Below are 12,886 nucleotides of genomic sequence, written 5' to 3' on the forward strand. Positions count from 1 at the left end.
GGCGTGGAATCAGTCTATTCAGTGGTGCCTGCGCGCCGTCCGGCTCAGGCGTTGAGGGCGTCGGCGCCGGCGATGATCTCGGTGAGCTCCTGCGTGATCTCCGCCTGGCGGGCGGTGTTGCGCAGTCGCGTGTACTTCTTGATCAGGTCCGTCGCGTTGTCGCCCGCGTTCTTCATCGCCCGCTGGCGCGACGCCAGCTCGCTGGCCGCCGACTGCAGCATCGCCGCGAAGATCCGCGACTCGATGTAGCGCGGCAGGAGCGCGTCGAGCACGCGCTCGGGCTCCGGCTCGAACTCGTACAGCGGAAGGAGCTCGTTCGCGTCCGTGGCGCTCTCCTCGACGACCTCGAGGGGAAGCAGGCGGACGACGGTCGGCTCCTGCACCACCATCGACTTGAACTGCGTGTAGACGACGTGGATCTCGTCGACCCCACCGTCCTCGTACCGGGTCGCAAAGGCCTCGAGGAGGACCTTGCTGATCTCCCGGGCCGTGGCGAACTCGGGATTGTCGGTGCCACCGGTCCACACCTGCTCGTAGGCGCGGCCGCGGAAGTCGAAGTAGGCCTGGCCCTTGCGGCCGACCAGGTACGTGGCCACCTCCTTGCCCTCTCCGCGCAGCAGCTCGGTGAGCGACTCGGCCTGCTTGAGGATGCTGGCCGAGTAGGCGCCGGCCTGGCCTCGGTCTGCCGTGAGGACCAGCACCGCCGCACGACGCACCTGAGTGGGCTCGGTGGTCAGCGGGTGGTCGATCTCGGACGAAGAGGAGACAGCAGAAACGGCGCGAGTAATGGCATTCGCGTACGGCAGGGACGCGGCCACACGGGCGCGGGCCTTGCCGATGCGGGAGGTAGCAATCAGCTCCATCGCCTTGAACATCTTGCGCATCGACGTCGTCGAGGCGATCTTCTGGCGGTAGACCCGGATCTGGGCTCCCATTCTTGTCCTTTCCTCACCCTCGCTTGACGGACGGGCCGGGGCTGCGGGCCCCGGCCCATCCGCTCAGCAGCAGGGAATCAGCGCTTCTGCTTGACGATCTTTTCCTGGGTGACGTCGCCCTCGGCCAGAGCGTCGTGCTCCTCGTGGCCGGCGCCGACCAGGCGGTCATCGCCCTCGCCGAAGAAGCCCTTCTTGAAGTCCACGACGGCGGACTTGAGGGCCTCGACGGTGTCGTCGTCCAGGACGTTGGTCTGGCCGAGCGTGGTCAGGACCGACGTCTTGCGCTTGAGGTAGTCGTGGAAGTCCGCCTCGAAGCGGCGGACATCCTCGACCGGGACGTCGTCCAGGTGGCCGTTCGTGCCGGCCCAGATGGAGACGACCTGCTCCTCGACCGGGAACGGCGTGTACTGGCCCTGCTTGAGCAGCTCCATGAGGCGCGCACCGCGGGTGAGCTGCTGGCGGGACGCGGCGTCGAGGTCCGACGCGAACATCGCGAACGCCTGCATGTCGCGGTACTGGGCGAGGTCGAGCTTGAGCGTGCCCGAGACCTTCTTCATCGACTTGACCTGCGCGGCGCCGCCGACGCGGGAGACCGAGATGCCGACGTCGACCGCAGGACGCTGGTTCGCGTTGAACAGGTCCGACTGGAGGAAGATCTGGCCGTCGGTGATCGAGATGACGTTCGTCGGGATGTACGCCGAGACGTCGTTCGCCTTGGTCTCGATGATCGGCAGGCCGGTCATCGAGCCCGCGCCCAGCTCGTCCGAGAGCTTGGCGCAGCGCTCGAGCAGGCGGGAGTGCAGGTAGAACACGTCGCCCGGGTAGGCCTCGCGGCCCGGCGGGCGGCGGAGGAGCAGCGACACGGCGCGGTACGCCTCGGCCTGCTTGGACAGGTCGTCGAAGATGATCAGGACGTGCTTGCCGCCGTACATCCAGTGCTGGCCGATCGCGGAGCCCGCGTACGGCGCGAGGTACTTGAAGCCGGCCGGGTCGGACGCCGGGGAGGCGACGATCGTCGTGTACTCGAGCGCGCCGTGGTCCTCGAGGGTCTGGCGCACGGCCGCGATCGTCGAGGCCTTCTGGCCGATCGCGACGTAGATGCAGCGGACCTGCTTCACGACATCGCCCGAGGCCCAGTTGGCCTTCTGGTTGATGATGGTGTCGACGGCGATGGCCGTCTTGCCCGTCTGGCGGTCGCCGATGATGAGCTGGCGCTGGCCGCGGCCGATCGGGATCATGGCGTCGATGGCCTTGAGGCCGGTCTGCATCGGCTCGTGCACCGACTTGCGCTGGGTCACGCCCGGCGCCTGGAGCTCGAGGGCACGGGACGACTCGGCCGCGATCGGGCCGAGGTCGTCGATCGGCTGGCCGAGCGGGTCGACCACGCGGCCGAGGAAGGCGTCGCCCACCGGGACCGAGAGGATCTGGCCGGTGCGGTGCACCTCCTGGCCCTCCTCGATGCCGGTGAAGTCGCCGAGGATGATGACGCCGATCTCGCGGACGTCGAGGTTCTGGGCCAGGCCCAGCGTGCCGTCCTCGAAGCGGAGGAGCTCGTTCGCCATGACCGAGGGGAGGCCCTCGACACGGGCGATGCCGTCGCTCGCGGTGGTCACACGGCCGACCTCGACGCGCTCAGCCGTACCGGGCTCGTAGGAAGCCGCGAAGTCATTCAGCGCATTGCGGACGTCGTCGGCGTTGATGGTCAATTCGGCCATCTTGCAGTCCCTGCTCTCTTGAGTGTCATGGTCATCGGAGCGGATCTGTCTGCGATGACCGGATTGTCTACTACGAAGTGTGCTGCCTCAGCGGGCGTACCCGGCCAGCTGGCGGCGCAGCTCCCCGAGCCGTGCCACGGTCGAGGCATCGAGCACCTCGTCGCCGACCGTCACGCGGAGTCCGCCGATCAGCAGCGGGTCCACGGTCGTGTTCATCTTGAGCTCGCGGCCGTAGAGGCCGTTGAGCCCCGCCTGGAGGCGCTCTGCCTGGACGGCCGTGAGCGGGCGCGCGACGGCGACCTCGGCGATCCAGCGCTTCTGGCGGCTCGCGGCGAGTGCGGCGAACTTCTCGACGAGCGCCGTCGGCTTGGCCCCGCGCGGAGCTGCGGCCGCCTGGCCGATGAGGAGCTTCGCCTCCTCCGACGCCTCCGGAGCGATCCGGAGTGCGAGGGAGCGCTTGGCCTCGGCGGACGCCTGCGGCTCGGTCAGGGCAGCCTGGAGCTCGTGGTTGCCCTCGACCACGCGGTTGAACGCGAACAGGTCGTTCTGGAGGCGCTCCAGACCGCCGAGCCCGTTCGACGCGCCGGCGCCCTGCTCGGCCACGGCGATCGCCACGGTCGAGGCAAGGGTCTCGAGTGCATCGCTGATGTCGCGGGCGTCGCCCCACCGCGAGGCGGCCAGCTTGGCCGTGATCTCGACGGCGTCGGCGGACACCTTGCCCTCCAGCAGGCTGCGCACCAAGGCCGACTTCTCCGCGCCCTCGCGGGACGGATCGGTCAGCGCCCGGCGCAGGCCCGCGGAGCTGTCAAAGATGCCCAGGACACCGAACAGCTCGCGTGCCAGCGACAGCGAGGCCGTGGGCAGCGTGGTCTCCAGGTCCGCAAGCGCTGCGGCCAGCGATTCGCTCGATACTCCTGCCATTACTTCGCTGCACCTGCGTTCTGGGACTCCAGCTCGTCGAGGAAGCGGTCCACCACGCGGGAGGCGCGCTCGTCGTCGTCCAGGGACTCGCCGACGATGCGGCCGGCCAGCGTCGTGGCCAGCGTGCCGACCTCGGCACGGAGCGATGCGACCGCCTGCTGGCGCTCGGCCTCGATCTGCGCGTGGGCCTGCTCGGTGATGCGGTCGTACTCGGCCGCAGCCTTCTCCTTGAGCTCGGCGAGGATCTGGGCGCCCTCGGCGCGGGCCTCCTCGCGGATGCGGTTGGCCTCGGTGCGGGCGTCCGTGAGCTGCTTCTTGTACTCCTCGAGGGCGGCGGAAGCCTCAGCCTGGGCCTTCTCGGCCTTGGCGATGCCGCCCTCGATGGCCTCGGCACGCTCAGCGAACGTCTTCTCGAACGCCGGGACGACGAACTTGACGACGATGAAGAGCAGCACGGCGAAGCCGATGGCGGTGACGAGCACCTCCCACCAGTTCGGCATGAGCGGGCTCGCGGCGCCCTCGGTGGCGGCGCGAACAATGAGCGTGTTCATATGCTCCACCCCTCCTATCTACTCGGTACTGGCTCGGTGTTGTGCCTCGTGCTGGATCAGAGCACGAAGGCGAACACGAGACCGAGGATCGCGAGCGCCTCGGTCAGCGCGAGGCCAAGGAACGCGATCGGCTGGAGGACGCGCTGGGCCTCCGGCTGACGGGCCACACCGTTGATGTAGGCAGCGAAGACGAGACCCACGCCGATGGCACCGCCGATAGCGGAGAGACCGTAGCCGACGAGGTTGAGGTTGCCTTCCATTGTTTTCCTTTCACAATGCCCGCGCGGGCAGATTAGCGGTTCGGTTCATCCCCCTTGAGGGGGAAGTCTCAGTGGGCGTCGGCGTGCAGCGCGCCCTGGATGTAGATCGCGGTCAGCAGCGTGAAGACGTAGGCCTGCAGGACCATGATCAGCGCCTCGAGCATGTACATGGCGGTCGCGCCGACCAGCACGAGGAGCGACGTGCCCTGGAGGAGGATGTTCTCCTGGGCGATGAGGAACGCGATGCCGGAGCCGGCGAGGGCGACGACGAGGTGGCCTGCCAGCATGGTCGCGAAGAGACGGAGGCTGTGGGTCATCGGGCGGACGATGAAGTTCGAGATGATCTCGATCGGGACGACGATCGGGAGGATGAACCACGGCACGCCGCTCGGGACGATCGTGAGCTTGATGAAGCGCGGGCCGTACTTGCGCAGGCCGACGCCGATCCACACCACGTAGACGAAGCCGGCGAGGAAGTACGCCCCGCCCACGTGCGACATCGTCGGCAGCTGGAAGAACGGGACGGCGCCGTAGATGTTGTTCACGAGGATGAAGAAGAACAGCGCGAACAGGAGCGGGACGAACTTCATGAAGTCCCTGCCGCCGATGATGTCCTTGCCGATTGAGTTGCGCACGAAGCCGTACGCGCTCTCGCCGAGGAACTGGAGCTTGCCCGGGACGAGCTGGCCCTTGCGCGATGCTGCGATGAAGAACCAGGCGATGAAGACGACCGAGAGGAGCACGAGCAGCATCTGCTTCGAGAAGCCCTCGCCCTCGCCCCAGGGGAAGATGGCCGGGAGGTGCATGTCCTCGAGGGTGGGCGGGGTGAAGGCGCCGTCGTCAGCGGCCGGAAGCGCGAGCGGGGTCAACGCAATTCCTCTCTGCAGTGTCCATCGTCGGGCAGATGCTGGGGCGAGTGGCTTCGTCCCCCACATGTGAAATTTTCGGGTGCTCCATCAGCCGCGCTCCTCGCCCGTCGCATCCCGGCCGTCGGTGCTCCCGTGGGGATCCGTGCGACGCTGCGAGAAGAGCCCGTGCTTGATGGTCAGGTAGATGCCGCCGGCAATCCCCACGAGGGCGCCAGCGAGCACAAGCCAGCGGGTTTTCAGGAGATTGTCCAGCCCCCACCCTATCAAACTCCAGACAACGATCCCGCCAATGACGTAGCTGAAGACCGCCATGCCGGCGTTGTAGCCGCCGTCGCCGCCGGTACCGTTCTCTGGGCCGTTTTCAGGGTTTCCAGCGCCTTCGCCGCGGCCGCCGAGGCGCTCGTCGCGGTCAGCCACGGGGCCCCTCCTCACGAGCCTTGGAGCCATCCGAGTCATCGAAGATCAGGAGGCGCAGCCGGCCGAAGGAGATGACCTCCACGGCCTGCCACACCACGACCGTCACGATCCCGGAGGCGCCGAACCAGGGGCCGTCGACCCACTCGGGCCGACCGAGCCACAGCAGGAGCGCAGCGAATCCGACGATCTTGAGCACGTAGACCACGGCGAACGCGCCGATCGCGCCGGAGGGGTTCCGGCGGCCGAACGCGTGCCCGGCCAGGAGGCTGATCGCGAAGAACGCGATGACGACGCCGGCCGCGAACGCAACGCTCCCGGCGGCGCCTGGGCCTCCGGCCGGTCCCCCGACGAACAGTGCGACGCCGGCGAGCACGGCCGCGACGGCAGCGCTGGCGCCGGTGCACCGGACCGCGAGACCGAGCCATGGGGAGCCGACGACGCCCCGAGGGCCGGAGCGGCCCAGTCGGTGCGTCATTCGGGTCATGTCATGCCGATCGTCGGCGGCCTGCATGTCAGGAGGCCGGCGGTGGGAAGGTCACGTCTATTCTACACGCCATAGAACTCGAGGCTCTCCCCCGCCCAACCGCTCCGTCATGCGCCCGTCACACCCGGCGTCCGGCCCGCCGGAGCGCGCCGATCCAGCGGGGCGAGGTCAGGTAGGCCACGAGCACGACGGCGGCGCCCGCCTGCGCGGCGATGGTCCCCGCGGGCACCGCGGACACGGCGTAGAACCCCGCGGCCCCGACGAGCAGGGTCGCGGCGGTGACGAGCGCGGAGACGGCGACGTGGCTCAGGCCGACGTCCGTGAGCCGCTGGTACACGTGCTCGCGGTGCGAGGCGTACCAGCGCTTCCCGGCGGCCATGCGCCGCACGAGCGTCGTGAACGTGTCCGCGAGGTACACGAGGACGGGCGAGAAGACGTACTCGAGCCTGATCTCGGCGAGGAACGCGGCGACCGCGGCGAACGCGATGCTCGCCCCGAGCAGGTAGCTGCCGACATCGCCCATGAACATGCGGCCGCGCACGAGGTTCCAGGGCAGGAAGCCGGCGAAGGCGGCCGCGAGCAGGATCCCCGCGGCGACGAGCCAGGCCTGGCCCACGACGGCGCCGGCGGCCGCGTAGAGCCCGCCGACGGCGACGGCGTGCAGGCCCGAGATCCCGTTGACGCCGTCCATGAAGTTCGCGACGTTGATGTACGCGGCGACCGCGATCGCGCCGAACGGCAGCCACCAGAGCCCCTTGCCCGTCACGAGCAGGAGCGCGAGCGTCCCCGCGGCGCCGAGCGCGAGCTGCAGGCCCGCGCGGCTCACGATCGACAGGCCCCTCAGGTCCTCGGCCCAGCCGACGGCGGCGGCCGCCGCGGACCCGGCGACGACGCACGCGGCGAGCCACACGCCGTCGCCCGCGGCGCCCGTCGCGAAGGCGACGGCCCAGCCCGCGGCGAGGCCGGCGGCGATGGTCAGCCCCAGGCCGCGCACGGTCGGCCGGGTGTGGGACGAGCGCTCGCTCGGCAGGTCGACGACGCCCAGGCGGGCGAGGAGCGGGTGGGCGACGACGGGCAGGACCGCGCTCACGATGAAGGCGACGATGCCCGCGAGGAGGGCCAGGGGCGCCTCGCCCGGCAGCACGCTCATGCCGCCCCCGATCCCCGCAGGCTCTCGTGCGAGAGCTCGGTCTCCTCCTGCACCTTGGCCTCGATCATGGCCTCCTCGCTGCGCTCGCACTCGGCGAGCCAGCGGTCGTAGTCGAGCTGGTCGGGCGCGATGCCGGAGGCCGACGCATGCGAGATCTTCGGGTGCAGGGGGCGCACGTCCGCGACGTCCGGGTCGACGAGGTCCTCGTGGAGCTTCTCGGCCGGCCGCAGGCCCGTGTAGACGATCTCGATGTCCCGGCCCGACATCGCGATCATGCGGCGCGCGACGTCGAGGATGCGCACGGGCTCGCCCATGTCGAGGATGAGCACCTCTCCCCCGGTGCCGATGGCCCCGGCCTGGATCACGAGCTGGCACGCCTCCGGGATCGTCATGAAGAAGCGCGTGACCTCGGGATGCGTCACGGTGACGGGCCCGCCGTTGCGGATCTGCTCCGAGAAGAGGGGCAGCATGGACCCGCGGCTGCCCATGACGTTGCCGAAGCGCACCGAGACGTACTTGCGCCCCGTCCGCCCGGCCATCCACGCCGTGAGCCGCTCGGCCATGCGCTTCGAGTGCCCGAGGACCGTCGTGGGCGCGGCGGCCTTGTCCGTCGAGATGTTCACGAAGGCCTCGACCCCGGCGGCCTCGGCGGCGCGCAGGACGTTGAGCGTGCCGAGGACGTTCGTCTTCCACGCCTCTGCCGGGTACTGCTGGAGCAGCGGCGCGTGCTTGAGGGCCGCCGCGTGGAACACGACCTCGGGCCGGCGCTCGGCGAAGACCGCGGCGAGGGTCTCGCCGTCGCGGATGCTCGCGAGCACGGTGTCGTTGCCGGCGAGGAGGCCTCGGCCCGTGAGGGAGATCTGCGTCTGCTGGAGGGCCGTCTCGTCGTGGTCGAGCATGATGAGCTCGGCCGGCTCGAACGGGTGGATCTGGCGGCACAGCTCCGAGCCGATCGAGCCGCCGGCCCCCGTGACGAGGACACGCTTGCCGGTGATGTACCCGGCAATGTCCTCGACCGTGATGTCCACGGGCCGCCGGCCGATGAGGTCCTCGACCGCGACCTCGCGGAAGTCGGTGACGCTGTGCGAGCCGCCGCCGAGCATGTCCTTCAGCGGCGGCAGGACGAGGACCTTGACCCCGAGCCCCGCGACGTGGTCCGAGACGCCGCGGATGAAGGCCGCGTCCGCGGAGGCGAAGGCGAGGATGAGGACCGTCGCGCGCGTGCGCCGGACGAGCTCCGGCAGGTCGTCTCCCGTGCCGAGCACCTGGACCGAGGAGACCCGCAGGTGCTTCTTCGCGGGGTCGTCGTCCACGAAGCCCGCCGGGAAGTAGGGCGAGGCCGGGTCCTGCATCATGCGGGTGACGAGGTTGGTCCCGAGGAAGCCCGCACCGTAGACGAGGGCCTGCTGCGCGTTCGCCCCGGGCTTGGCCTTGCTCTCGACGACCATGCGCTTGGCGTACCGCGTCGCGGCCATGAAGAGGGCCGCGAACGGGAACGCGATGACACCCGTGCTGCGTGGGATCTGGAGCGTGAAGCCGAGGAACGTGCTGAGCAGGACGAGGATCGTCGCGACGATGAGCGTCACGGCGACGAGGAGCCTGGCCTCCTCGAAGCTCCCGAAGCTGTGCCGGCCCTGGTACAGCGCCATGCTGAACCCGACCAGGGCCTGGCTGCCGATCGCGAGCAGGGCGAAGACCGCGACGCCGTTGGGCGCCATGGTCTGCTCCGTGAGCTCGTACCGCAGGACCACGGCCATGAGGATCGCGAGCGTCCAGGCGCCGGCGTCGAGGATGAACTGGATCCAGCGCCACAGCACCGGCCTGGGGGCCTCCGGAGTGGTTGCGCGCTCGGTCATGGTCGTTTCAGTGACTCTCTCTTGCGGGCGGCCGCTCTCGCGGCCTGGCGTGATGCTGAACCAAGATACTCCGATTCGTGCGCCGCCCCCGTCCGGCGCACGACGCCGGGGGTCACCGGGGGGCGACCATCCGACGGTAGCGCCGGGTGCGCACCGAGGTCGGCAGGAACCGGTAGGCGGCGCGCACGCCGACGTTGCGCAGCCACTGCCCGGGGCCGACGAAGCCGCCTACGAGGAACTGGCCCTGGACGACGACGTCGCCGCGGAACGCTCGCAGGCCTCCCCTGCGCTCGTAGGCTCCCCCCGAGACCCGGTAGCGCACGAGCGGCTCGGCGAGGTTGCGCACGTTGGCGCCCGCCGCGATCATCCGCGCCCACAGCCACCAGTCCTCCGCCGCGGGCACGTGCCGGTAGCCCCCGACGGCGTCGACCGCCGCGCGCCGGAACACCACCGTCGGGTGGTTGAAGGGGTTCCGTGCGTGGGCCGTGCGCGCGATGGCCGACGGCGCCGTCTCCACGGCCCGGTGCGCGAGGACCACGTCCTCGTCGTCCCCGATCTCGTCCATCGCGCTGCCCACGAGGTCCGCGCCGGCCTCGATGACCGGCAGCTGGGCGGCGAAGCGCCGCGGGAGCGAGACGTCGTCAGCGTCCGCCCGGGCGACGACGGCGTGCGTGCACTCCGCGAGGCCGATGGTGAGGGCCGAAGTGAGGCCCGCGTTGTCAGCGAGCTCGATGACCCGCACCTGGGTGCCGGGCCCGGCGATGTCCGCCGCCTCGTCGAGCGCGGCCTGCAGCTCGGCGCCCACCGGCCCGTCGCGCACGATGACGGCCTCCGCCGGGGGCCTTTCCTGCTCGCGGGTGCTCGACGCGAGGGCGCGGCGGAAGCGCTCGGGGGTGTCGCCGCCGTACACGGGCATGAGGAGGCTGAAGGGCTGCCCGGCCGTCAACTCCTCGGCCGGGGGCGGGGCGGGAACCGGGCGCAGCGGGTAGACGCCGTCGAGCACCTCGGCGTTGGGTCGGGGGGCCCGGACGGCGTCGCGGACGCCCCGGACAAGACAGCCCGCGAGGGTGCGGCGGTCCGTGGACTTGGCGAAGGTGCGCACCCAGATCCTCGCCGTCGCAAAGGTGAAGGCCAGGCGCTCCCACAGCGCCAGAGACCGGCCCCGCCCGTACAGCCAGAACCGGTTGCGGACCTCGTAGTAGAAGCGCGGCCCCGGGTCGACGTCGGTCGTGCCGAACGTCTTGGTGTGGTGCGTTACGACTGAGGCGGGGACCTGGATCGCGTCGTGGAACCGGGCGAGCCTCGTCGTGTACTCGAAGTCGTCGCCCCACAGGAAGTACTCCGCGATGGGCAGGCCCAGGGCGCGGACCGCGTCGCCAGCGAGGAAGCACGAGACGAACGATGCGCTGCGGATCGCCTTGGCGCCGACGGCGGCCGCCCGGCGCCTCTGCTCGGGCGTCGCGGCGAACCACTCGTCCATCGTGTTCATCGGATGTTCCCGGCCGTCGGTCCACTCGACGCGGCTTGCCATGACGGTAGGACGCTGCTCGGGGGCGGGTGCATAGTCGGTCCACGCCTGCACCGCGGCCGAGAGCGTGCCGGGCTGCGGCTCGGTGTCGTCGTCCATGACCCACACGAGGTCCGCAGCATGGTCGAGGACCGCGCGCTCGATCCCCACCGTGAAGCCGCCGGCACCGCCGACGTTGGATTGAAGCTCGACGAGGTCAACGACAAGGCCGGGGCCGAGGTCTAGCCCGCGCACCATGTCCGCCGAGCCGTCCGTCGAGGCGTTGTCGACGACGACGACCGCGGCCGGCAGCAGCTCGCCGCCCGCGATCCCGGCGAGGGTGCGGGCCAGGAGCTCGCGGCGGTTGAAGCTCACGACGACGGCGACGACGCGGGGGGCACGGCTCATAGTGCGTTCAGGACCTCTTTGCGGGGGGCTGGGCACGTTCACGATACCTGCTGCGCGCAGGTGCTCCGGACCTCGCTGACGTCCTGCCCGCCTACGATAGTGGGCATGCCCGAGAAGACGCCGCACTTCCCGCATGCCCGCCCGCACTGGTTCGTGTTCGGCGCGGGAGGCTTCGTGGGCGGCGGGGTCGCGGAGGAGCTGACCGCCCGGCGCCTGCGATTCGAGGCCTCGCGCGCGGAGCGGCTCGCAACCTCAGCCCGCAGGCCCGAGGCCGTGCTCGAGGCCGCTGAGGCCCGGGAGGACCTCGTCGCCCGCGTGGCCGCGGGCATCACCCCCCGCGCCCTCGTCGTCAACGCCGCCGGCCTCGCCTCGCCCGACGCCGCCGAGGACGACCTGCTCTACGGCGCCAACGCCCTGTGGCCGGCCGTGCTCGCGCTCGCGTGCGCGCGCTCCGGCGCGGCGCGGCTCGTGCACCTCTCGAGCGCGGCGGTGCAGGGCGAGCGCCCGGTCCTCGACGAGACGTGGGAGGCCAGCCCCTTCTCGCCGTACTCGCGCTCGAAGGCCCTCGGCGAGTCCGTGCTGCGGCTGCTCGCCCCGCGGCTGCCTGAGGGCCTGCTGACGGTGCTGCGCGCCACGAGCGTCCAGGGCCCGGGACGGGGCACGACGGCGTCGCTCGCCCGCGTCGCCGCCTCGCCGCTCGCCTCTGTCGCCGGGGCCGGGGACGCGCCGTCGCCCGTCAGCTCGCTCGCGGCGCTCGCGCAGTTCGCGGTCGACGTCGCCGAGGCGCAGCCGGACCGGCTGCTCGTGCTCCAGCCGTGGGAGGGCATGACCGTGCGCGGCGTGCTCGAGGCGGCCGGCGGGCGCGCCCCGCTGCGGCTTCCCGCGCCGCTGTGCCGGGGGGCGGTGGCCGCGGGCTACGCGCTCTCGCGGCTCGCGGGCGGGCGGCTCCAGGGGGCCGTGCGCCGGGCGGAGGTCATGTGGTTCGGCCAGGCGCAGGCGCCCGGCTGGGCCGAGGAGGCCGGGGTGCTGCCTACTCCCCGGGCTGCTGCTGTGCTGCGGGAGGCTGCTGCGGCGCGGGTCCGGCTGCATCGGACGCACCGGTAGCCGCAGGCTCCTCGTCCTTGCCCAGCAGCTCCGGCGCGACGTCCCGGAGCTCTGCGAGGCTCAGCGCCCCCTCGCGGACGATCCGCAGGCGCTCTCCCGTGCAGTCGACGATGGTCGAGGGCACGCCGCTCCCCGGCCCACCCGGGTCCGCGGCATTCCGCGGCCGGAAGCCGTCCTCGAGATACACCTCGACGCTCTCCGCGAGCTGCTCGCGCGCCTCGGCCCCGGTCTGCGCCGCGGCCTGGCCCGTGCGGTTGGCGCTCGAGACGGCGAGCGGGCCCGTGATGGTCAGCAGCGCCTGGGCGAGCTCGTCGTCGGGGATGCGCAGGGCGACGGTCCCGCGGGTCTCGCCGAGGTCCCACGTGAGCGAGGGCTGGGCGTGCACGATGAGCGTGAGCGGCCCCGGCCAGAACCTCTCGGCGAGGGCCCGTGCGGCCGGGGGGACCTCGGTCGCGAGCCCGTCCATGGTCTGCAGGCGCGGGATGAGCACGGGCGGCGGCATCGAGCGGCCACGGCCCTTCGCCGCGAGGAGCGTCGCGACGGCCTGGGCGGAGAACGCGTCGGCCGCGATGCCGTAGACCGTGTCGGTCGGCATCACCACGCACCGCTTCTGGGCGATCGCGCGCTGGGCGTGGGCGAGGCCCTCGGCGCGCTGTTCCGGATCCGTGCAGTTGTAGGTCGTGGTCGTCACGGCCCCCATTCTTCCACG

At 71.2% G+C, this 12,886-nt stretch carries 13 protein-coding genes; 1 reads left to right on the plus strand and 12 read right to left on the minus strand.

Features of this window, described 5'->3' with window-relative positions:
* Nucleotides 1–44: 44 nt before the first annotated feature.
* From ACUYMY_RS11370 to ACUYMY_RS11420, 11 genes are all read right to left on the minus strand, one after another.
* On the minus strand, nt 45–935 hold the full coding sequence (locus ACUYMY_RS11370; protein WP_481703665.1) for a F0F1 ATP synthase subunit gamma: 891 nt from the start codon (nt 933–935) through the stop codon (nt 45–47).
* 77 nt (nt 936–1,012) lie between these two features.
* Nucleotides 1,013–2,650 (minus strand): F0F1 ATP synthase subunit alpha, encoded by a 1,638-nt coding sequence (gene atpA, locus ACUYMY_RS11375; RefSeq protein WP_481703666.1) that lies wholly within the window; start codon nt 2,648–2,650, stop codon nt 1,013–1,015.
* A gap of 87 nt (nt 2,651–2,737) precedes the next feature.
* Nucleotides 2,738–3,571, minus strand: a complete 834-nt coding sequence (locus tag ACUYMY_RS11380; RefSeq protein ID WP_481703667.1) for a F0F1 ATP synthase subunit delta — start codon at nt 3,569–3,571, stop codon at nt 2,738–2,740.
* The gene (locus ACUYMY_RS11385) at nt 3,571–4,122 is read right to left on the minus strand and encodes a F0F1 ATP synthase subunit B (RefSeq protein WP_481703668.1); all 552 of its coding nucleotides are present in this window, start codon (nt 4,120–4,122) and stop codon (nt 3,571–3,573) included. Before ACUYMY_RS11385 ends, ACUYMY_RS11380 begins: the two co-directional genes overlap by 1 nt.
* Before the next feature lie 56 nt (nt 4,123–4,178).
* Nucleotides 4,179–4,382 carry an ATP synthase F0 subunit C gene (gene atpE / locus ACUYMY_RS11390; protein WP_005268527.1) on the minus strand — a complete coding sequence of 68 codons (204 nt, stop codon included), beginning with the start codon at nt 4,380–4,382 and terminating at the stop codon, nt 4,179–4,181.
* A gap of 68 nt (nt 4,383–4,450) precedes the next feature.
* Complete coding sequence (gene atpB / locus ACUYMY_RS11395) at nt 4,451–5,251, minus strand: F0F1 ATP synthase subunit A (protein ID WP_481703669.1); 801 nt, start codon at nt 5,249–5,251, stop codon at nt 4,451–4,453.
* A gap of 87 nt (nt 5,252–5,338) precedes the next feature.
* Nucleotides 5,339–5,668, minus strand: a complete 330-nt coding sequence (locus tag ACUYMY_RS11400) for an AtpZ/AtpI family protein (RefSeq protein WP_481703670.1) — start codon at nt 5,666–5,668, stop codon at nt 5,339–5,341.
* Nucleotides 5,661–6,152 (minus strand): hypothetical protein, encoded by a 492-nt coding sequence (locus ACUYMY_RS11405; protein WP_481703671.1) that lies wholly within the window; start codon nt 6,150–6,152, stop codon nt 5,661–5,663. Before ACUYMY_RS11405 ends, ACUYMY_RS11400 begins: the two co-directional genes overlap by 8 nt.
* Before the next feature lie 118 nt (nt 6,153–6,270).
* Entirely contained in the window at nt 6,271–7,302 is a 1,032-nt protein-coding gene (locus ACUYMY_RS11410) for an MraY family glycosyltransferase (protein WP_481703672.1), read from the minus strand.
* Entirely contained in the window at nt 7,299–9,158 is a 1,860-nt protein-coding gene (locus tag ACUYMY_RS11415) for a polysaccharide biosynthesis protein (protein WP_481703673.1), read from the minus strand. The genes ACUYMY_RS11410 and ACUYMY_RS11415 overlap by 4 nt, the downstream gene beginning before the upstream one ends.
* A gap of 112 nt (nt 9,159–9,270) precedes the next feature.
* Complete coding sequence (locus ACUYMY_RS11420) at nt 9,271–11,073, minus strand: glycosyltransferase (RefSeq protein WP_481703674.1); 1,803 nt, start codon at nt 11,071–11,073, stop codon at nt 9,271–9,273.
* 105 nt (nt 11,074–11,178) lie between these two features.
* Between ACUYMY_RS11420 and ACUYMY_RS11425 the strand changes: the two genes are divergently transcribed.
* Entirely contained in the window at nt 11,179–12,177 is a 999-nt protein-coding gene (locus tag ACUYMY_RS11425; RefSeq protein ID WP_481703675.1) for an NAD-dependent epimerase/dehydratase family protein, read from the plus strand.
* On the opposite strand, the gene ACUYMY_RS11430 is transcribed toward ACUYMY_RS11425, so the two are convergent.
* Complete coding sequence (locus tag ACUYMY_RS11430; protein ID WP_481703676.1) at nt 12,104–12,868, minus strand: L-threonylcarbamoyladenylate synthase; 765 nt, start codon at nt 12,866–12,868, stop codon at nt 12,104–12,106. The two genes, ACUYMY_RS11425 and ACUYMY_RS11430, sit on opposite strands and share 74 nt — an antisense overlap.
* Between the last annotated feature and the right edge of the window lie 18 nt (nt 12,869–12,886).

This window comes from Sinomonas sp. T428B (assembly GCF_056780155.1).

Coding starts and splice junctions, on each gene's coding strand:
- ACUYMY_RS11410 (WP_481703672.1), bottom strand. CDS start 7,302: ATGAGCGTGCTGCCGGGCGAGGCGCCCCTGGCCCTCCTCGCGGGCATC.
- ACUYMY_RS11425 (WP_481703675.1), top strand. CDS start 11,179: ATGCCCGAGAAGACGCCGCACTTCCCGCATGCCCGCCCGCACTGGTTC.
- atpA (WP_481703666.1), bottom strand. CDS start 2,650: ATGGCCGAATTGACCATCAACGCCGACGACGTCCGCAATGCGCTGAAT.
- ACUYMY_RS11415 (WP_481703673.1), bottom strand. CDS start 9,158: ATGACCGAGCGCGCAACCACTCCGGAGGCCCCCAGGCCGGTGCTGTGG.
- ACUYMY_RS11420 (WP_481703674.1), bottom strand. CDS start 11,073: ATGAGCCGTGCCCCCCGCGTCGTCGCCGTCGTCGTGAGCTTCAACCGC.
- ACUYMY_RS11380 (WP_481703667.1), bottom strand. CDS start 3,571: ATGGCAGGAGTATCGAGCGAATCGCTGGCCGCAGCGCTTGCGGACCTG.
- ACUYMY_RS11370 (WP_481703665.1), bottom strand. CDS start 935: ATGGGAGCCCAGATCCGGGTCTACCGCCAGAAGATCGCCTCGACGACG.
- ACUYMY_RS11385 (WP_481703668.1), bottom strand. CDS start 4,122: ATGAACACGCTCATTGTTCGCGCCGCCACCGAGGGCGCCGCGAGCCCG.
- ACUYMY_RS11405 (WP_481703671.1), bottom strand. CDS start 6,152: ATGACCCGAATGACGCACCGACTGGGCCGCTCCGGCCCTCGGGGCGTC.
- atpE (WP_005268527.1), bottom strand. CDS start 4,382: ATGGAAGGCAACCTCAACCTCGTCGGCTACGGTCTCTCCGCTATCGGC.